Source organism: Pseudomonas sp. PDM25 (genome assembly GCF_019219045.1).
GTDB lineage: Bacteria > Pseudomonadota > Gammaproteobacteria > Pseudomonadales > Pseudomonadaceae > Aquipseudomonas.
On sequence record NZ_JAHUWL010000005.1, the window covers coordinates 142992 to 162922 of the forward strand.

19 protein-coding genes and 1 tRNA gene are annotated in these 19931 nt (G+C 55.0%); 11 read left to right on the plus strand and 9 right to left on the minus strand.

Going from position 1 to position 19931, the window contains the following annotated elements; genetic code table 11:
* The first annotated feature begins 189 nt into the window (after positions 1-189).
* On the plus strand, positions 190-402 hold the full coding sequence (locus KW848_RS11015) for a hypothetical protein (protein ID WP_046052216.1): 213 nt from the start codon (positions 190-192) through the stop codon (positions 400-402).
* Positions 403-597: 195 nt separating this feature from the next.
* On the opposite strand, the gene KW848_RS11020 is transcribed toward KW848_RS11015, so the two are convergent.
* Positions 598-2691, minus strand: coding sequence for a TonB-dependent siderophore receptor (locus KW848_RS11020; protein WP_218536828.1), 2094 nt, complete (start codon positions 2689-2691; stop codon positions 598-600).
* 254 nt (positions 2692-2945) lie between these two features.
* On the opposite strand from KW848_RS11020, the gene KW848_RS11025 reads away from it, so the two are divergent.
* From KW848_RS11025 to KW848_RS11035, 3 genes are all read left to right on the plus strand, one after another.
* Positions 2946-3617, plus strand: coding sequence for a DsbA family protein (locus KW848_RS11025; RefSeq protein ID WP_218536829.1), 672 nt, complete (start codon positions 2946-2948; stop codon positions 3615-3617).
* 252 nt (positions 3618-3869) lie between these two features.
* Entirely contained in the window at positions 3870-5153 is a 1284-nt protein-coding gene (locus KW848_RS11030; RefSeq protein ID WP_008149359.1) for an OprD family porin, read from the plus strand.
* 381 nt (positions 5154-5534) lie between these two features.
* Positions 5535-7148: a Fic family protein gene (locus KW848_RS11035; protein ID WP_218536830.1), complete on the plus strand. Its 1614-nt coding sequence runs from the start codon at positions 5535-5537 to the stop codon at positions 7146-7148.
* A 275-nt stretch (positions 7149-7423) separates the two neighbouring features.
* On the opposite strand, the gene KW848_RS11040 is transcribed toward KW848_RS11035, so the two are convergent.
* On the minus strand, positions 7424-7717 hold the full coding sequence (locus tag KW848_RS11040) for a DUF3077 domain-containing protein (RefSeq protein WP_218536831.1): 294 nt from the start codon (positions 7715-7717) through the stop codon (positions 7424-7426).
* A gap of 601 nt (positions 7718-8318) precedes the next feature.
* Between KW848_RS11040 and KW848_RS11045 the strand changes: the two genes are divergently transcribed.
* Positions 8319-8636, plus strand: a complete 318-nt coding sequence (locus KW848_RS11045; RefSeq protein ID WP_111449448.1) for a transcriptional regulator — start codon at positions 8319-8321, stop codon at positions 8634-8636.
* Positions 8626-8910, plus strand: a complete 285-nt coding sequence (locus KW848_RS11050) for a DNA-binding transcriptional regulator (protein ID WP_218536832.1) — start codon at positions 8626-8628, stop codon at positions 8908-8910. Before KW848_RS11045 ends, KW848_RS11050 begins: the two co-directional genes overlap by 11 nt.
* A gap of 155 nt (positions 8911-9065) precedes the next feature.
* Here KW848_RS11050 and KW848_RS11055 read toward each other — a convergent pair whose 3' ends face one another.
* Positions 9066-10811 (minus strand): anti-phage dCTP deaminase, encoded by a 1746-nt coding sequence (locus KW848_RS11055; RefSeq protein ID WP_134101193.1) that lies wholly within the window; start codon positions 10809-10811, stop codon positions 9066-9068.
* Between the two features lie 405 nt (positions 10812-11216).
* Between KW848_RS11055 and KW848_RS11060 the strand changes: the two genes are divergently transcribed.
* The 5 genes from KW848_RS11060 (at position 11217) to KW848_RS11080 (ending at position 14587) form a co-directional block, all read left to right on the plus strand.
* Positions 11217-11438, plus strand: a complete 222-nt coding sequence (locus KW848_RS11060; RefSeq protein ID WP_008149366.1) for a 4-oxalocrotonate tautomerase family protein — start codon at positions 11217-11219, stop codon at positions 11436-11438.
* Positions 11435-12091, plus strand: coding sequence for a DsbA family oxidoreductase (locus tag KW848_RS11065; protein ID WP_218536833.1), 657 nt, complete (start codon positions 11435-11437; stop codon positions 12089-12091). The genes KW848_RS11060 and KW848_RS11065 overlap by 4 nt, the downstream gene beginning before the upstream one ends.
* A 43-nt stretch (positions 12092-12134) precedes the next feature.
* The gene (locus tag KW848_RS11070; protein WP_218536834.1) at positions 12135-12845 is read left to right on the plus strand and encodes an SDR family NAD(P)-dependent oxidoreductase; all 711 of its coding nucleotides are present in this window, start codon (positions 12135-12137) and stop codon (positions 12843-12845) included.
* A gap of 62 nt (positions 12846-12907) precedes the next feature.
* Positions 12908-13750 (plus strand): oxidoreductase, encoded by an 843-nt coding sequence (locus KW848_RS11075; protein ID WP_218536835.1) that lies wholly within the window; start codon positions 12908-12910, stop codon positions 13748-13750.
* Positions 13751-13945: 195 nt separating this feature from the next.
* Complete coding sequence (locus KW848_RS11080) at positions 13946-14587, plus strand: BRCT domain-containing protein (protein WP_218536836.1); 642 nt, start codon at positions 13946-13948, stop codon at positions 14585-14587.
* A 179-nt stretch (positions 14588-14766) separates the two neighbouring features.
* On the opposite strand, the gene KW848_RS11085 is transcribed toward KW848_RS11080, so the two are convergent.
* The 6 genes from KW848_RS11085 to KW848_RS11110 form a co-directional block, all read right to left on the minus strand.
* A tRNA-Thr gene (locus KW848_RS11085) sits at positions 14767-14842 on the minus strand.
* Positions 14843-14971: 129 nt separating this feature from the next.
* Complete coding sequence (locus tag KW848_RS11090; protein ID WP_218536837.1) at positions 14972-16213, minus strand: nucleoside deaminase; 1242 nt, start codon at positions 16211-16213, stop codon at positions 14972-14974.
* 297 nt (positions 16214-16510) lie between these two features.
* Positions 16511-17740 (minus strand): methyltransferase, encoded by a 1230-nt coding sequence (locus tag KW848_RS11095; protein WP_218536838.1) that lies wholly within the window; start codon positions 17738-17740, stop codon positions 16511-16513.
* Positions 17721-18410 carry an ABC transporter permease gene (locus tag KW848_RS11100; RefSeq protein WP_218536839.1) on the minus strand — a complete coding sequence of 230 codons (690 nt, stop codon included), beginning with the start codon at positions 18408-18410 and terminating at the stop codon, positions 17721-17723. Before KW848_RS11100 ends, KW848_RS11095 begins: the two co-directional genes overlap by 20 nt.
* Entirely contained in the window at positions 18410-19102 is a 693-nt protein-coding gene (locus KW848_RS11105) for an ABC transporter permease (protein WP_218536840.1), read from the minus strand. Before KW848_RS11105 ends, KW848_RS11100 begins: the two co-directional genes overlap by 1 nt.
* A 77-nt stretch (positions 19103-19179) precedes the next feature.
* Positions 19180-19926 (minus strand): ABC transporter substrate-binding protein, encoded by a 747-nt coding sequence (locus KW848_RS11110; protein WP_111449438.1) that lies wholly within the window; start codon positions 19924-19926, stop codon positions 19180-19182.
* Positions 19927-19931 lie beyond the last annotated feature (5 nt).

Consider the following 19931-nt stretch of genomic DNA (forward strand, 5'->3'; position numbering starts at 1 on the left):
CTCACGGTTTAGCACAAAGCCCGCAGCCCTACAGGACTGCGGGCTTTTTTGTATCCGCTTGTCGACAGTTGCGAAACTTTGGCACAGCTCTTGTATCGCTCAGGGTGTAACAGGGAGGGGGAGAACTGCGATGTTCTGTCATAAACCTTGGATAAGTTAGCCGCTCACAATCCAGGAGAGAGCGCGGAAATGAACGCCGAAATGAATGTGGTGAGCGAGCGGGCGTTGCATCCCCTGGCAGTAAACAGCGAATCGCTCCAGGTCCTGGCGCACTGGTTGAAGTCCAATGGAACGCGTCAGATCAGAGAACCTGATCCGCGCCGGACGATGATCGAACGCTACCCCGCTGGTTTATTCAGCGAAGCGGAGCTGGAAGCGTTGTGGGATGTGATGGAAGGATAAGAAGAAAAAACAAAGGATTGGTAAAAGCGCTGCCGGGATGGCGGCGCTTTTTTATGGGCGGAGGTTTTTTCGTGATCACTGGAGATCAAAATGTGGGAGTGAGCCTGCTCGCGATGGCGGTGGATCAGTCGACATCGATGTTGACTGCCCGGCCGCTATCGCGAGCAGGCTCACTCCCACAGGGTTTTGCGGTGTTTAGAAGCTGTAGGTCCCGGTCACGACCACGCTGCGCGGTTCACCCGGCTGAATCTGCGCCGCACTGGTGGCCGACGAGTAATAGGTCTTGTCGCTGATGTTGTTCAGCGCCGCGCGCAGATCCCAATCCTTCTGCCGGAACCCGGCCAATGCATCCCAACGGCCATAACCTGGCAGCACGGTGGTGTTGAGGTTGTCGGCGTAACGCTGGCCCACCAGGGTCAGGCCGGTTTCAGCGTACCAGCCCATTTCCGGCTTCCAGGTCAGGAACAGGCTGCTGTTGTGCTTGGCTACGTTGCTGATGCGCTTGCCTTCAAAGCCGTTGTTGTCCTTTACGACCGTCGCGTCCTGCACACCCACGCCACCGCGCACGTACCAGTTGCCGGCGATTTTGCCGGTGCCAGTCAGCTCGATCCCGCGGGAACGTTGCAGGCCGGTCATTAAGGTGACGGTCGGATTGTCGGGATCGCTGGTACGGCGGTTGTAGAGTTCCAGTTCGTAGATCGCCAATGTGGTGCTCAGGCGATCATCGAGCCAGTCGCTCTTCACGCCGATTTCCTTTTGCTTGGTCAGCTCGGGGCTCAGGTCGTTGCTGTTGCCGGCGGCGCCTGGGGTGATACCGATCAAACCACCGCCGACCGGGGAAAAGGTCTTGGTCCATGAGGCGTAGAAGGAATGATTCTGCAGCGGCGTCCACACCAGTCCTGCACGCGGGCTGGTGCTATGGCTGTCACGATCTTCGGAAATGTCCCGCAGTTTGTTGGTCGACTCGATGTCGAAGGTGTCGTAACGCAAACCCGCCAGCAGTTGCCATTGATCGTTCAGGCGCAGTTGATCCTGCACATACACCGCACGGCTTTCGACTTCGGTGTGGGTGCTGCTGGACACTTGCATCCGCCCGGTATGGCGCAAATTGCGGTCGGGGTTGTACAGGTCCAGTGCCGGCACGAGCGAGCTGCCCGGCCCGGAAGTGGCCGCGTTGTACAACGTCGGATCGCGCCGTTGGCTGCCGATTTCGATACCGGTCAGCAAGCGATGTTCAAGGCCGAACGTGTCGAAACCGCCTTCCAGCTCGACGTTGTTGTAGACGTTGCGGGTGGTCAGGTCCTGTTGCCAGTGCTGGCGCGTGACCTTGTTGGTCGCCGGGGTGTAGCCCGTCAGGTAGGTGTTGTCGAAATCGCTGTTGAGCTTGAATACGCCGAGGGTGTGGCGCAGCTGCCAGTTGTCGCTGAGCTCATAACTGAGCTTCGAGCGTAGGGATTGCGACTTGTCGTCGATGAAATCGTGCTCGCTGCCGTAGGTCGTATCCCGTCCTACGTCCGCCGGGCGTCCGTTTACCCCGGGGATACCGCGATCCGGCGTACGGTTGTAGCGGCTGTATTCGTACTGCACCAGCCAGTTCAGGTCCGGCGTCAGTTGCCAGCTCATCGACGGAGCGAACAGTTGGCGATTGCCGCTCACGCCATCGCGGAAGCTGTTTTGATCCATGTTGCCCATGTTCAGGCGCAGGCTGATGTTCTCGCTCGGGTCGGTGCTGAGGTCGGCGTAGAGGCTGCGCAGATCATCGCTGCCGCCCTGGGCTTCGAGGGTCGAGCGGCGACCGAATTCAGGCAGTTTGCTGACCCGATTGACGATCCCGCCCTGACTGCCACGGCCATACAAAACAGCGGCCGGGCCTTTGAGCACTTCGATGCGTTCGATGTTGTGCAAATCGCGCACGTATTGGCTGTCGTCACGGATGCCGTCGAGGTAGAAGTCGTTGCTGGCGTCGAAACCGCGGATGCGCAGGCTGTCGAAGCGAGTGTCGGCGCCGCTGCTGACGTTGGGGATGCCGCTCAACGCGGTGCCCAGATCGTTGGTGCCGTAATCCACGACGTTCGCGGTTTTAATCGAGTCGATGGCTTGAGGAACGTAGCGCACTGGCGTGGCGGTACGGGTTGCGGTGCTGGTTTCCTTCACACGCGGGTCATCGGCTTCAACTTCGGCACTGATCGACGTCTCGGGTAAAACAGTGGCGGCGGCGCAGGCAAAACCGGCCGAGAGAAATGCAGAAAGCCCAAGGGTGACGGGCGTGAGGCGAAAGGGGGCAGGCATCTGAAGCGCATCCGAAAGGGTGGAGAAGTTCGAGGGTGCGAATGGTAATGGTTGTTATTTACCCGCGTTAATTATTCTTGAAAAGTTCCGCTGTTTGATTATTTCTAATTGTGTCGAGATGGCTGCAGTGGGGTCATGAGGCCATTCGACCGATTCATGAAACAGACTGAAAGCCATTCCAGCGTTTTTCAGAAACGGGCGGAGGACTAATCTGCCGGCATCTCGTTTTCCTACGCTTTTGCCGGAGTCTTCCCATGATCCTTCACTACATTTACGACCCGTTGTGCGGCTGGTGCTATGGCGCAAAACCGCTGGTGCAAGCCGCTCAGGCGGTGTTGCCCGTGATCGCCCATGGCGGCGGCATGATGACCGGCGCCAACCGCCAGACCGTTTCGCCAAAACTGCGCAACTACGTGATGCCCCACGACCGTCGCATTGCCGAGTACACCAGCCAGCCGTTCGGCGAGGCGTATTTCGAAGGATTGCTGCGCGATGAGACAGCGGTGTTCGATTCCGCACCGCCGATTGCCGCCGTGCTGGCAGCCGAGCAGATCACCGGCCGAGGACTGGAGTTGCTGGGGCGTTTGCAGAGTGCTCACTACGAGGAAGGTCGACGCATTGCCGATGAAGCGGTGTTGTCAGAACTCGCGAAAGACATCGGACTGGAACCTCAAGCGTTCCAGGCTGCTTTCAAGGAAGCTGAAACCGATCGCCACATCAAGGACAGTCGAGCGTTGCTGGCCGAAGTCGGCGGTCAGGGTTTCCCGACCTTCGCCCTGGAACGCAATGGCCAATTTACCCTGATCGATATCGGCCCGTGGCTCGGCAAGCCGCAAGCGTTCGCGGCATGGCTGAGTCAGTCGCTGCCCGCACAAGGGTCATCATCGGCGCTTCAAGCCTGTGGCCTCGACGGCTGCGCCCATTGACGTCGACCAGTGATTTCTTAGACGTTTTTCGCCTATTTACAGACGATTCATGAAATTGACACATCGTTAAGGGCGCGGCTAGGATTCGCCCCACGCCTGTGGCTAACCGCCACGACTCATAAAATAACAAAAAGGCCCGCCACGATTTCTTCGTGCGCGGGCCTTTTTGTTTGGGGTGAAAAAAGAGCGCGATAGCGCCGTTTCAGCCGTTCGACACAGTGCGTATCAACCGATCATAAGGAAAAGAACAAAATGTTGAACAAGCGAATCAGCCTGATCGCTCTGGGGATGTTGAGTGCTACACAGGTCATGGCTAACGACCAGGCCGAATCCAAGGGTTTTGTTGAAGACAGCAGCCTCAAAGTGCTGCTGCGCAATGCCTACATCAATCGCGACAAAAAAGACGGCAACGACGACCAGCGTGAATGGGGTCAGGCTGCCATCGGCACCTACACCTCGGGCTTCACCCAAGGTACCGTCGGCGTGGGCGTTGATGCCTTCGGTCTGTACGCCTTGCGTCTGGACCGTGGTAGCCACAGCGGCGGCCAAGGCATCGACTTTTTCAAGGAAGGCGACAGCGGTAACCCGGCCGGCGACCTGGCCAAAGCCGGAGGCGCGGTAAAATTCCGCGTATCCAGCACTGTCCTGACCTACGGCGACCAGATGCCAGTGCTGCCGGTGTTGAGCTATGACAACGGGCGTCTGCTGCCGGAAAGCTACACCGGCACGCTGATCACCTCCAAAGAGATCAAAGGCCTGGAGCTGAACGCCGGTCGCTTCACCGCCGAGTCGCGCAAAAGTGCTGAAGGCCATGACAGCGGTGGCCTGAAGTCGATCAACGTGTTGGGCGGCAGTTACCAGTTCACCGAACAGTTCAAGGCTGCGCTGTACGCTTCCGACGTCGAAGACGTGTTGAAGAAGCAATACGTGAACGCCAACTACGTGTTCCCGATCGACAAGGATCAGTCCCTGACCCTGGACTTCAACGGCTACCGCACCAAGCTGGACGATTCCTACGTTCGCGAAAGCGGTGCCACTGGCGACGACAACAAAATCTGGAGCCTGGCCGCCACCTTCGCCACCGGCGCGCACTCATTCACGCTCGCCCACCAGCGCAGCACCGGCGACAGCAACCTGGGCTATGCCTACGGCGGCTACCAGAAGGATCAAGGTCGCGTCGGCGACGGCGGCAACACCATCTACCTGGCGAACTCCTACTGGTCCGACTTCAACGCCGAAGACGAACGCAGCTGGCAGCTGGGCTACGGCCTGGACTTCAGCACCTTCGGTGTTCCAGGCCTGAGCTACAACTTCGCCTACGTGCGCGGCGACAACATCACCACCTCCACCAGCGAAGGCGGCACCGAGCGCGAAATCTTCAACCAGTTCAAATACGTCGTGCAAAGCGGCCCGGCCAAAGACCTGAGCGTGAAACTGCGCAGCTCGATCCTGCGTGTCTCGCAGAAATCGAGTGAGTACAACTCCAGCGGTAATGAAGTGCGTGTGTTCGTGGATTACCCGATCAACATTTTCTGATGATCGGTTGCGCTATCGAGGCCTGATGCAAGGCTGAGAAAGAAGAAGCCCCGACTGGTTCGGGGCTTTTTTTTGGATGAAGGGGGGGCGTTGCGGGTTTCATTGCGTGAGGGGCTCAGTGGGAAAGTCCGGGTTCGAAACGGTTTTGTGCAAAAAACCAGATTTATGATCGTTTTTGAGCAAGTAAAATCGTTTTTATGCGTTTGGGGTCAGTTCGACGGTGCCCAATTCAATAGCGGAGCTCAATTTTATGTGCTCTGAATGTTCGTTTTTATGCATTAGCACCTAAAAATAATCATTTTTATGCAGCGGGATCTGATTTTGATCGTTACTCTCCATTTGTAGTGGTTTGATTTGGCCAAGGTTTAAAAGGAGTGTGACGTGAGCGAGTTTCCCGTAGACCCCATCGGTGCTGCCTGGCTGTCAACGACATTTGACGTGCGGCCGATGGCACGGCTATCCGTGTTAAGTCAGGTCGGTAGTCGACGGTCAACTCGGGTCGAAGACGGGTTTCGTCTTGAGACCTATACGGAAAACATGCGCCCCGATCCGGACTTTTCATCCCATCTGCAATTTCACCTGCGGCATGAAGTCCCGAACCTTGAGTTCTTGACCAGACTGTTTACCAAGGTGGGTCCTGCACCGGTACAAGGCTGGTTGAATGACGAGCCCACCGGCCAATATGCCCGCAGGTCGGCGTTCTTGTTTGAGTGGCTCACTGGCGAGCGGTTGCAGGCGCCAGAACCTATAGGCGGTAAGTATGTCGACGCCATCAACGCCGATCTGATGGTGGCGGCTTCACCCGAAGAGGCGGTGAAAGTGCCGCGTTGGCGAGTGAATGACAACCTGCCGGGCTCGAACTACTTCTGCCCAATTGTCGTCAAGACTGCAGCAGTCAAGTCAGCAGCGGACCTTGATGTGCCTCACCTCTTTGGCCAACTGACCGCAGAGTTTGGCGAAGCGCTTCTGCTGCGCGCCGCCGCATGGATGACGCTCAGAGAAAGTAAAGCCAGCTTCGCCATTGAAGGGGAGGCAGATCGTTCAACACGTATCCAGCGTTTCGCAGATGTGTTGGCGCGACGAACAGGTCAGGGCGAACTGCCGCTCACCGATGCCGCACTAGCTGAGATGCAAGAAGAAATCCTCGGAGCAGTGACCACACTGACACGCCTGGGGATTCGGCAATCTCCGGTGTTTGTTGGCGAAACTATCCGCTATCAGGAGATTGTCCATTATGTCGCTCCCCCGGAAAGCGATCTGGAGCGGATGCTGGAAGGCATTCGCATCTTTCTGAATCGTACTCAAGGGCAATCCCCAGTCATGCGCAGTGCTGTAGCAGCGTTCGCTTTCGTGTATATCCATCCGCTGGCCGACGGCAACGGCCGGGTCCATCGCTTCTTGATCAATGACATTCTGCGGCGTGATGGGGCCATTCCAGACCCGGTGATTCTTCCGATTTCAGCTGTTATCACCGACGACTCTGCTGAGCGGCGTCTTTACGACAGCGTGCTGGATCAGGTTTCAAAACCGCTCATGCAAGGCGTACGAGACCAGGTAGCATTCGCCAACACTCGTACGCAATATCCTGACGGCGTGGTCTCGAATATTGAATTCACAGGCCAGGATCAGGCCCGCCCGGTGTGGCGCTATCCGAATCTGGGGCCACACGTTGTTTTCATGTCTAACGTCATTCGCCGCACCATCACCGAACAGATGCGTGAAGAGTCGCGGTATTTGCGCAGTCACATAAGGGCCAGGCAGGCAATCAAGGAGGTCGTTGAGATGCCTGATCAACAGGCTGATCGGCTCTTGCGATCCATAGAGCAGAACGAAGGGAAGCTGAGCAACGTATTGGCAAAGGAAATGCCTGTGCTGGCAAGGCCGGATATTTGGGCCGCCATTATCGAAGCTGTGGCTCAGTCGGTTCGGGGGGAGGAGCCGATAGACAGTAGCGTGAGTGATCGATATCACCCGAATCAGCCAGTGGGTCGATGACCGACTTACGCAAAAAGCCCCGATTGATTCGTAATGCTGTTCACTTAAGACATTCTTCAGTCGAGCTAGAACCTGTGGCGAGGGGATTTATCCCCGTTCGGCTGCGAAGCAGTCGTAATCCAGACAACTTAGTCTGTCTGAAAAGACGCTGGGGCCGCTTCGCAGCCCAACGGGGTGGTGCGGCATTCCGATAAATCCCCTCGCCACAAATGTGGACGCCGCGCCTAAGTGAACAGCATTCCGATTGATTCGGGCTTTTCTTGTTTGCGATTTGTTTATGGCGCGACGTTACTGGCTCGGTTGTTACCCGGTGCATCGAGCACCTTCGCTACGTCATCGATGATCGCCTTACTCATATCCTGCAAAAAATGCGACGCCCAGGCATGCCGGTCGGTGTCACGAACCATGGCGGCGTCAGATGCGAGAAGTTTGGCGATGTGGAGCAGATCGGAGGCGTGGGAGAGGGCTTGGATGATCGGGACACCGGCGTTGATGCGGAACAGCGGTTGGTTGCCGTGGAAGGAGAAAGGGGTGAGGCCGATGGTTTTCAGGTCTTGGGGGGTGGTCATTGGGCGCCTCCGGTTTTTGGGCGGTGGTGGGCGACAACCAGTGAAACGGGAACACAAATTTTGGACGGATCGATAGTGGGCATTAGCAAAAACTCCTGAATCAAAGTTAGAGCTACCACGTTCGTTCTCAGGCGAATGGGTGGCAGCTATGCGCGGGCTGAGAAACCGGAGATACAGGAACCCGGCAGACCCGAAGGTCTCCCACGCACAGCCGCCATTACACGGAAATGTTGGCAAAAAAAAACGCCAGCAATCGTGATTTGGGGCGCTTGTGCGCCTGTATCTTACTTGGGTTCTCAGGCCCGGTCGCTGAATTGGCAGCGACGGGTTGAAGGTAGCTTGAGGGAGGAGGATGCGCAATCGTGGCTAGGTGGTGGCGTGGGGGAACGTTTTATTGAAAATTATGGCTGGGCAATAATTATTGCCCAGCCATAATTTTCAATAATTCCGATGATCGAGTGCTGAAGACTCTGGAATGGGCTCTGCGGCCGAATTAAGGGTCATTCGATGATGAGGTGGTTGCGCGGAGTACCCAATCATCGGCCTCGGCCAGACAAACGTGCATTGCCCATCTATACGGCAAAGCCGTATAGTCGGGCCCATGTTCACGATTATCGAAACCGAAATTTTCAAGCGTTATGCTGAATCCATCTGGGACGATGGCGAACGTCATGAGTTCATCACCTGGCTGGCGGCTAACCCGTTGGCCGGCGATGTTGTTCCTGGTAGCGGCGGTCTGCGCAAGGTTCGTTGGTCCCGTAGCGGGATGGGTAAACGAGGTGGTACACGTGTCATTTACTACAACACGCTTTCAGAAGGCTCTATCTGGTTATTGATCGCCTACACCAAGGCGAAATTCGACAATTTACCCACAGCCTTTCTCAAGCAACTGAAGGAGGAAATCAGCGATGGTCAATGAACTGGAGCAATTCCAGCAGGACTTGCTGGATTCTGTGCGGCAAATGAAAGCCGGCAAAGCGGCTCGCGTGACAGAGGTGCCGCTGTCGGCGGCTGCTGAAGCACGCGCCAAAGTGGGTGTTTCTCAAAGTGCGTTTGCAAAGCTGATTGGGGTCAGTTTGCGGACGTTGCAGGATTGGGAACAAGGGCGTCGGCAACCGACGGGAGCGGCGCAAACGTTGTTGCGTGTTGCGAGTCAGCACCCTGAGGCATTGCGGGACCTGCAAGCAGTTTAGGATTAGTGGAAGCCAGATTTGTTGTATGCAACTAATCCGGCCTTTATTTTCATAAAAAATGCTGGTTTGATTTTAAGTAAAACAATGCTCCTGAATAAATAGTGATCTGTTTTAAAGGAGCATGGTCTTTTAAAGCTGCTTATGTTTCGTAGCTCTTAAGTGATCATGTATTCGAGTTCATCTTTGTAAGGAAGGACGGGTTCGTATAGCTGGTGATAGCCTTTTCCGACAGCTCCAAAAAACTGCAAAAGTGTTGGTGGGTTTTCACCGATTTCTAAAATATGATCTTTTGCAATTCCAGGGTATGGATCTATAAATACAATTTCCTTAATGCCCAACTGATACGCTTTTTTTGCACATAACTCGCAAGGACTAGCAGTTGTGTATAGTTTTCCACCAGAGATTCCAGGCCCGCCATATTTTGCTAGTTGTAAAAATGCATTTTCCTCTGCGTGAAGCGACCGAGTGTGTACCTGATTTCCACGTGACTTGTCGCTGCTCTCCAAATTATTTTTAATATCTTTGAAGCAGTAAGATAGATTTTTTCCATTTAGTTCGCTAATATTGCTCAACTTAATTAGCTTTTTATTTGCGCTGAATCTAAATTCGGAATTCTGTCGTTCGTACTTGCTGTAAGCAACATTGTCAAAATCTTGAATTAGGCCGTCAAGTGAGCGCAATGCGCAGGGAACCTGTCCTTTAGCAACATCATTCCAACCTACAGATTTGACTGAGTAATCTTCGTCAGTAACAACTGCCCCGACCTGTCTAGATATACAACCGGAATTACTTTTTGCTGTATATGCAATTTGCATCACCCTCTCCATCGAAGTGGGTGATATCAAGCCAGGATGTAGCATCAATGCTACATACCAAGCGAGCTGTGCTTTCAATATGTTATTGTTGTCAAGTTCGTTTCTTGGGTTGAATATATGAATGTCCGATATTTCAATGCATTGCTTCACATTTTGACTAATAAAGTCAGCGTGGCTTATGTTGGTTTTTCCTGATTCATTTTTTTCAATTTCAGATAATTTGTCTGCAGTGAATTTATGGACATTTTGGAGGTAGGCGTTTCTATCCTCATCTGGAGCATTTATAGATACTAGGTAGAAAGCAGAATACCTGTCCTTGAAAAATCGCGCCTCATAAGGGTTTCTTATAGCATCAAGAACAATTAGTGCTCTGTCTTTTAGTCCTCTTATTGCTTTAATTACGCGATTTATAGTTTCAGGTAAATGGAACACGCTGGAAGGAATAAAGCTGACTTCATTATAGTCTTGATCTATACATCCAATTTTTCGAATTGAATTGCCTGCTGCTTGATAGGTTGAAACGTAAAGAGTGCTATCAATCTTTTTCATCTCATCTTTGAAGTCGTTCGTAAATTTCCTGATGAGCTTCAAGAAAGAAATGAATTTTTCTTTTTCTTTTTCTGTTAGAAAGAATTTTGTTTCGTGGTCTAGCAGTTTATTTATTACGGTGGAAAAACGAGAAGTGATCTTGTTTTTGCTAAATGAACCAGTTTCAAGCATTTCCAATATTGAATTTGTATTAGCTTGGTCGCCTGCCGATTTAACGATGAATTTGAATACGTCTTCACTCGGAAGAGATAAAAGATATGCTGAAATTAAATCGCTAACTTTTATAGAGTAAAAAGCAGTCATGTGCTGTTCAGAAAATTTTCTTACGATCTCGTATCTTTTACCGTTCAGCCTGTCGTAAAAAGGTTTTCCTTTGTAGTTTATAGAGTCAAGTCGCGGGAACTGAGGTTTTAATGCTTCTAATATATTGGCGGCAGTAGTACAGCCAGAACCTGTTCTTCCTGTTAGACCGATAACTACAAATTTACTCCGCTCCATGAATAAGTTAGATATCATGTTTTTGTTAACTTCTGCCATAGATACTCCTTTCTACGCTATTATTCAGAGATTTGCGGGGTGTAAATTTTAGCGATTTTCAAAATAAATCGACCACATCATACATCTGCGAAATTAGGAATGCTAGCAATTGGCTATACTCGGGCCGGCCATTGTGTTTTGTGTCTCCCCAAACATTTTGTAATGCACTTAGGTGTTTTTAATACATAAATCTAAGCTCGGAGATAAGAGTGAATTCTAGAAGTCGAATGTGGATGTGTGGAAAGATTACTATTCCATGTTTTCTAGCGAAATTGCGCTTTAGTCATTACACCACGTAACTAATGATGTTCCCGCCCCCACCTTTATCCCCTCCAACCAACCTCATACATTGAGCTCCAACGCCTACCCATTCATTCCGAAGGGAAGGTCACTTGGAGATTCCTCATGCCTTTCGTAAGCGTACGCATCACCCGCGATGGCGTTACCTCTGAGCAGAAAGCTCAGGTGATCGCCGAAATCACTGAAACCCTGCAACGCGTCCTCAACAAGGATCCGCACCTGACCCACATCGTGATCGAAGAAGTCGACACCGATAACTGGGGCTATGCCGGCATCACCACCACCCAGTACCGCAAGCAGCTGGCTGAGGCGGAGGGGAAGTCATGACCGCGACTGTCTCCATCGATTTCATCTCCGACGTGGTGTGCCCGTGGTGCGCCTTGGGCGCAACGGCGCTGGAGCAGGCGATCGAGAACGTTGCTGGTGAAGTCGCGGTGGAGCTGACCTACAAGCCCTTCGAGTTGAACCCGGACATGCCGGCAGTCGGCGAAAAAGCGGTTGAGCATTTGATGCGCAAATATGGACGAACCGCCGAAGACGTCGCCGCCGGCAAAGCGATGCAGATCGAACGCGGCGCGGCCATTGGCTTCAAGTTCGATCTGGAGAAGCGCACGCACTTCTACAACACGTTCGATGCTCACCGGTTATTGATGTGGGCGTTGCAGGAAGGGCGGCAGGTCGCACTGAAGAAAATCCTGCTGCGCGCTTACTTCTCCGACGGCCGGAACCCGAGCGATCGCGAGACGCTGGTGGGTCTGGCTGCTGAAGCGGGACTGGATGCGGCGGCTGCTCAAGAGGTGTTGGCGTCCGGCGCGTTCGCCAAAGAAGTGCGTGAGCTTGAAGGGTTTTACCGCCAGCGCGGCATCAATTCGGTTCCGGCCATGGTGTTGAACGGCCGTCACTTGGTGTCCGGTTCGCAGTCGGTCGAGTACTACGAACAAATGTTGAGACAAATGGCGAAGGCCCCCGCCGAAGCCTGATTACTTACGTTTTCAAACCATCATTTATTAGTTGAGGTTCATCATGAGCAATTCGAAAAAAGTCATCGTAATTACTGGCGCCTCCCAAGGTCTCGGCGCAGGCATGGTCAAGGCGTTCCGTGATCTGGATTACAAGGTTGTCGCCACTTCGCGTTCGATCAAACCGTCCACCGACCCGGACATCCTCACCGTGGCCGGCGACATCGGCAACCCGGAAGTCGCCCAGCAAGTCATCCGTGAAGCCATCGCCCGTTTTGGCCGCATCGACACCCTGGTCAACAACGCCGGGATCTTTGTTGCCAAGCCGTTCACCGCTTATACCCAAGAAGACTACGCCGCGGTGCTGTCGGTGAACCTGAACGGCTTCTTTTACATTACCCAACTCGCGATCAACGAGATGGAAAAACAAGGCAAAGGCCACGTCGTCAACATCACTACCAGCCTGACAGACCACGCGATTGACGGTGTGCCGTCGGTACTGGCTTCGCTGACCAAAGGTGGTTTGAACGCGGCAACCAAATCCTTGGCCATTGAATACGCCAAGCGCGGGATTCGGGTGAATGCGGTCAGCCCCGGCATCATCAAGACGCCAATGCATGGCGAGGAAACCCATGAAGCGCTGGGGAATCTGCACCCGGTTGGGCATATGGGCGAGATCAGTGATATTGCGCAGGCTGTTGTGTATCTGGACAGCGCCAACTTTGTCACTGGCGAGATCCTGCATGTGGATGGTGGGCAGAGCGCGGGTCACTAAGACCTGATCTGTCCCCAGCGCCGTCGATCAATGTCGACGGCGTTTTCATTGGAGAGCACACCATGAATGCCCACGTTCACAAGGTTTTCCTGATCACCGGGGTCAGTTCAGGCTTCGGCCTGGCTTTTTCACAAGCAGCGCTGGGGGCGGGACACACGGTGGTGGGGACGGTGCGGCGCGAGTCCGAGCGGGCTGCGTTCGAAGCGCTGGATGCTCGTCGCGCCAAAGCGTTTGTGCTCGACGTCACCGATTTCCCGGCGATTGAGCCGCTGGTGGCCGATATTCTGCGCGAGGTGGGCCAGATCGATGTGTTGGTGAACAACGCCGGTTATGGTCATGAGGGCATCCTCGAAGAGTCACCTCTGACCGAGATGCAGCGCCAGTTCGACGTTAATGTGTTTGGCGCGGTGGCAATGATCAAGGCAGTTCTGCCCGGTATGCGTGAGCGGCGCAGCGGGCATATCGTCAACATCACCTCCATGGCCGGCTTCATCACGTTGCCGGGCATCGCCTACTACAGCGGCAGCAAATTCGCCCTCGAAGGCGTCAGTGAAGCGCTGGCCAAAGAAGTGGAAAGTCTGGGCATCCACGTGACCGCCCTGGCGCCGGGCTCGTTTCGGACCGAATGGGCGGGGCGTTCGATGATCCGTTCGAGTCGCACATTGAGTGAGTACGATGCGGTGTTCGATCCGGTCCGCAAGGCGCGTGAAGAAAAAAGTGGCAAGCAGGCCGGCGATCCGCACAAAGCGGCGCAGGCATTGTTGACCCTGGTGGCTGCGCAAAAGCCGCCGGTTCATCTGTTACTGGGGAAGGATGCTGTGAGGCTGGTGCGCGAAAAGATTGCGTATCTTCAGGCGGAGATTGACGCTTGGGAGCACCTTTCGGAATCGACGGAGTTCGACTGATCGAAACCCTCGGGGTATAGAAACTCAAACCCCGGGAACAACAAAGCCCTCGTATTTCTACGAGGGCTTTGTTTTGTAGGGTGCCGGCACGTATAAAAATGGGGTGTCTGCGCGCAGTGGTGCTAGCGTTGAACACAACATCTACTTGCTAATGCCTCGGTATCAAACCAGTACCCACCTCAAGGAAAACCCGTAATGGATCTACATCACGAGTTCGAGAACAGCAAATTCTTCAACCGCGCCCGAATCGATCGACGCGCCGCCGATGCCTTGGTCGGGTTGGCCGCTGGGATTACGGCTGACGGTGTTGTGAACATCACGGAAGCGGTTTTTCTAAAGCAATGGTTGGAAAACAATCTCGCGCATCTGAATGATCCGGTGATCAATCTGCTGTATTCGCGTTTGGCGTGCATGCTTCAGGACGATGCTCTAGACAAGGATGAGTCCCTGGAGCTGCTTAACATCCTGCGTGGTTTTTCTGGAGTGGGTATTGAGGGAGCGAAGGTCGACGGTGCTGTTGCCGTTGCTCCTACGGACCTTCCCTTCAATTTACCGGCCCCTGATTTGGTGTGGGATGGCCGGATGTTCGTATTTACGGGTGTCATGGCCTTTGGGCCGCGTAAGGATTGTCAGGCTCTGGTCGAAGAACGAGGTGGTTTGATTGGGGGCGGTGTGAGTAAAAAGGTGCATTACCTGGTGGTCGGTAGCGTGGGTAATGAGCAGTGGCGCCACAGTACTTATGGAACGAAGATCATGAAGGCAGTGGAGTTGCGGGAGGCAGGAGCTTCGATTGCCATTGTGGGTGAGGATCATTGGCAAAGGATGCTGTTTGGTTGAGGTTGCTTCGTTTTTGGTGCCTTGGAAAGGCAGCCCTTTGTCTTGGTCAGTAGATCGTCGTTGGTTTTGACGGACTCATCGCGAGCAGGCTCGCTCCCACAGATTCCAGTGTGTGGACAAAAAGTGGAAGTACCAGAAACAACAAAGCCCTCGTATTTCTACGAGGGCTTCGTTTTGTATGGTGCCGGCACCAGGAGTCGAACCCGGGACCTACTGATTACAAGTCAGTTGCTCTACCAACTGAGCTATACCGGCGTGTTGGGCGACGATTATAGCGATTGGGTTGGTTCTGTAAACCCCTGAATTCAGACTATTTTTGCGTAGGCGTCAGGCCCGCCCCGCGGACGCTTCTGCGGGGCCGGCCAATGCGATTGCTTTAAAGCGTTACACGCCGTTTTTAACCGCGTTGATCAGGTCCTGACTCAGCACCTGCGCGGGCGCCACTTGCACGCTTTGGGTGTAGAACGGCGGCAGGTTCTGGGCCAGTGTCGACAAGGCTTGCGGGGTGGTATTACCCGGCAGCAACACGTATTGCAGGTTGGACGGATAGCTTTGCGGCACGGGGCCTTCCATGGTCGAACCGTACGCGCCGAAGGTCATCACGGCCTGCGGGGTGGTGGGGTCGGGGGCGTAGAGGAAGACGAAGGTGCCGTACTTCGGATGGGTCAGGTATTGGCCGGCCTCGGCGCGCACGACGGGGTCGGGGTCGTTCATCAGGGTCCAGCGCATGACCGCGTAGTTGCGGGTGGTTTCCATGAACGCTGTACGAATCGGCGACTGGTTCTCGACGCCTCCCAGGCACACCAGCAGGTTGCCGAACGGGTCGATGAGTGCCACTGAGTTGAACACCGGGCTGTGCTGCGCGGTTTGTAACAGTGGTGGTGCGAGTTCTGCGCCGGGGTCACGCGGGTTCGTCGATTGCACGGTCAGCGCAAACGGGCTGAGCGCGGTCAGTGCCTGGCGGACTTTGCTGTTGGCCGGGAGGTTTGCCGGGTTTTGCAGTTGATCCGGTGGCAAACCGCTGTTGTTGCTGGCCTCGCGCACGGTGTTGACGCTGGCGGAGAAAATCGAGCTGGTGAGGAAGTAAGCCGCCGAGTCGATGGTCTCACCACCAAACACCGGACTGGTCGAGCCCTGATAGGGCCGGCTGACCGGCGCCGCAATCGCGTAATAACCCCAGGTGGCCTGTGCCTGTTGGCGGATCTGCGGCGGCAGCGACGGAAAGGTGAACTGGCTGTTGTAGTTGATGCCTGCGTAGTCATCGATCGCACTGACGGCGACGTTAAATCCTGCAGTCAGCAGCGAACCGGCGCACATGGCACACGGGTCTAGCGTGGTGACGACGGTCAACTGATTGGGCGGTGGCAGGTTCAATGGCGCGACGTTTTCGTAGTACCAGTCCACCAATTGCCGCTCGCCGTGGGCGGTCGGGTCATGAGGTAGAAAGTACGTGGTGCCACCGCCGGGGAAAGGCATCAACACGTTGTTGTGCAGCGCGGCGATGACCTCGCCTGTTGCGTTGTTGATGATGGCGCCGCCCACCGCGAAGGTTTGCTGCAGCGCAGCATCAATGGCTTGGTTGGCGACGGTATCGACGGCTTCCTGCGCACTGTTCAATGTGCTCATGATTTTCCCAGCTCCTTGCTGTTTGAACGCCAGGAAAATCTGGCGTTTGGCAAAGATAGTTGAGGTTTCGCCGGTCGTTATGCTGTTTTGCCTTAATGCTTATGCACAACGGGATCTGTACCGCACCTACTTAGAGGCAAATTTGTGGACCCGTTCTCATTTGCTCGCAAATACCTGTTTTGCCGCTTTTTTTATAGGTGTACGAAAATTGAACAGTTGTGTTTCTAGCCCGAAACGGCCGTATATATTGGATCCATGATAATTTCATCAACAGAGTTATCCACAGGTTGAGGCGTTTTAAGGGCGCTCAGCGAGGATCAGGAAATTACGCGGGGTGAGCGTGCTTTCGCAGAAGGTGCCGAGGCAAACCGCATACCCTTGCTCGGAGAGGAAAAGGGCTCGATCAAGTACCAGCCACAGCTCCAGCGGGCGTCGGAAAAGTCCGCGCACTAGCTCCAGATTGCGTACTTCAGCCAGTCGCTGCCAACCGGTAGCTTCGAGTGCTGCCCAATCTTGCGGTCCGGTTGTGGATAACTCCTTGAGCGCGGCCAAATGATGGCAGTAATCGGCAAAGGATTTATCCAGCCAGGCACTGGGGAGGGAAGGGGTGGGCAGGTACTCGTCAACGCCGCGCAGTTGCCGTTGTAGCAGGTCGAAGGCCAGGCGCCGGGCCATGGAGGTGTCACGCTGACGTCGGACGCGAGCGCCGGCAGTGACGGTTTCGTTCATCGGCAGCGAGAGATCTTCGAGCGACAGTTGTAGGTCGGATCGCATGCCCGCAGAGGAAAGCGTCTGATACTCGCTCACGCTGATCCGGTTGTAGCAGCAGGGGGCGATGGCCAGCTGCTTGCAACCGGTGGCGCTCGCGAGTTGCATTAGCCGCACATGAAGATCACCGCAGGCGTGCAGCGCTACTGGCGTGTGGTCAGCCTTCAATAAAGAGGCCGCCCCCGGCGCGAGCACGTCTTGCTCGACGTGAAGGGCATGCAAATGATGACGCTGACTGAGTGCCTGGCCACTGATGACCAATGCTTGGTCATATTCCAGGCAAGTGAGGTGCTGACCGGTTTGTAACAGGCGTCGCCCCAGATGTCCTTTGCCTGAACACCAATCCAGCCAATGTTTCGGCGACTCAGAAAATTCCAGTCGACTGGCAAACGCCTCGATCTGCTGCCACTTGCGCCCCGGCACATCGACATTCAGCCGATGGCCAGCGGCTTCGAGTGCATCAGGCGGCAATTCACCTACAGCGCTCAGCTCAAGGGAAAACGCCGCCAGTGAAGCGAATGGCTCCGGCGCCTCCAGAAGAGCGGGTTGGTTATGAGCATTTTCCGCATCGTCCAATGACCTGCCGCGTAGCCATACAGACAACTCGGGGTAGGACGCTTCCCACGGAAGCCGCAGATGAGTGAACGGACGAGGCTTCCATAACGCCTGATACTCGATCAGAAAAGCATCCAGCGCCGTGAAGCGGGCGAGTAGGGCCTCGCCCGTCAGCACGTGGGAATCAACGCCCTTGGCAGGCATCGACGCGCAGCCAGCGCTCCAATTGACGGAACGCCTGCACCAGTACAAACGACATCACCAGATAGAACACGCCAGCCGTGAAGAACATATCCACTGTCAGGTAGTTGCGGGCAATGATTGTACGGGCCATGCCGGTGAGCTCCAGCAGGGTGACGGTGCTCGCCAGAGAGCTGGCCTTGAGCATCAGGATCACTTCGTTGCTGTAAGCCGGGAGGCCGATCCGTGCTGCTCGCGGAAGGATGATGTAAAACAACGCCTTCGTCCGGGACATGCCCAAGGCGCGTGCGGCTTCTATCTCACCGGGCGGGATCGCCTGGATCGCGCCACGCAAAATCTCCGCGATGTAGGCGGCTGTGTGTAACGTCATGGTGGCCGTGGCGCACCAGAACGGATCTCGCAGGTACTTCCACATGAAGCTGTCGCGCACAGCGTCGAATTGCGCCAGACCGTAATAGACCAGGAACAGCTGCACCAACAGCGGTGTGCCACGAAAGAAAAAGATGTAGGCGTAGGGGAACGCACGGATATACCAAAGCTTGGAAGAGCGCGCGATGCCCAACGGAATGGCCAGCAGAAGGCCGAGTACGACGGCGATACCGACCAGTTCCAGCGTCAGGGTGGCACCCTGGATAAACTTTGGCAGCCACTTGTAGATGACTTCCCATTCCATTACGTCGTCCTCACAAAGCCACGGGCGGCGCGTTTTTCCATATAGTGCATGCCAGTCATGGCGAGCACTGTCAGGCCCAGATACATGAAGGCCGCAACCATAAAGAACGTGAACGGGTGTTTGGCGAAGGTCACGGCGTTCTGTGCGTGACGCATGATTTCTTCCAGGCCGATCACTGATACCAGGGCTGTGTCTTTCATCAGGATCATGAACAAATTACCCAAGCCTGGCAGGGCGATCCGCCACATCTGCGGCATGATCAGCCGAGTGAAGATGCGCCATTTCGACAGGCCCAATGCCATGCCGGCTTCACGGTGGCCCTTGGGGATCGCGAGGATTGCGCCGCGAAACACTTCCGTTGCATAGGCGCCGAAGCACAAGCCGAGCGCAACCACGCCAGCGACAAAGGGGCTCAGGGCCAAATCGGGGTGCCCGAAGAGATCGCCCAGTGCATTCATCATGTTGACGGTGCCCAGGTATATCAACAGCACCCACAGCAGTTCCGGGACACCGCGCACGATGGTCGAGTAGGTTTCGCCAAGCCATTGCAGCGGCTTGTACGGGGAAGTCTTGGCCAAAGCACCGAGCAGACCGAGCACCAGCCCCAGGCACAAGGCCGAGAGTGCCAGTTTCACAGTCATCAGCGCGCCAGCGGCGAGCGCCGGGCCGAATCCGTAGAGATCGATAGTCATGGATTTCTTTTCAAATCACGCAGGCAATACCAAGGACTGGCGCCGTCAAATAACGGCGCCGGCCCGGCAGGTCAGAATCAATAGATGCTGAACGGGAAGTACTTGTCGTTGATCTTTTTATAGGTGCCATCAGCGACGATTTCTTTCAGTGCGGCGTTCAGCTTCGTACGAATCTCATCGCCTTTACGTACAGCGATACCGATCTTGTCGCTTTCTTCCACCGGGTCGCCTTTGAACTCATAAGCACGGCCGGCGTCGCTTTTCAGCCACTCGTAGTTGACGTACTTGTCCGCCAGGATGCCGTCCAGACGACCGGAGGTCAGGTCGAGGTAGGCGTTTTCCTGGGTGTCGTAGAGTTTGATTTCAACGCCTTCCATGTTGTCTTCCAGCCAGGTGCCAGCGAGGGTCGCACGTTGTGCACCGATCACTTTGCCTTGCAGGGAATCCTTGTCGGTTTTGAAGTCGACGTTTTTCGGCGCGATGAATTGCAGCTTGTTGGAGTAGTACGGGTCGGTGAAGTCCACCGCTTGCTTGCGCTCGTCGGTGATCGACATCGAGGAAATCAGGAAGTCGAACTTCTTGGCGTTCAGGGCCGGAATAATACCGTCCCAGTCGGACGTAACCACGGTACATTCGACTTTCATTTTGGCGCACAGGGCGTCGCCGATTTCTTTGTCGAAGCCGACGACATTGCCACTGGCATCTTTGTTGTTGAACGGTGGGTAGGCCGCTTCGATGCCCATCTTCAAGGTCTCGGCGGCGGCACCGGCGCTGAAGGCCAGGGTGACGGCAGCAGCCAGGAAGATCTTTTTGTAGTTCTGCATGCGGG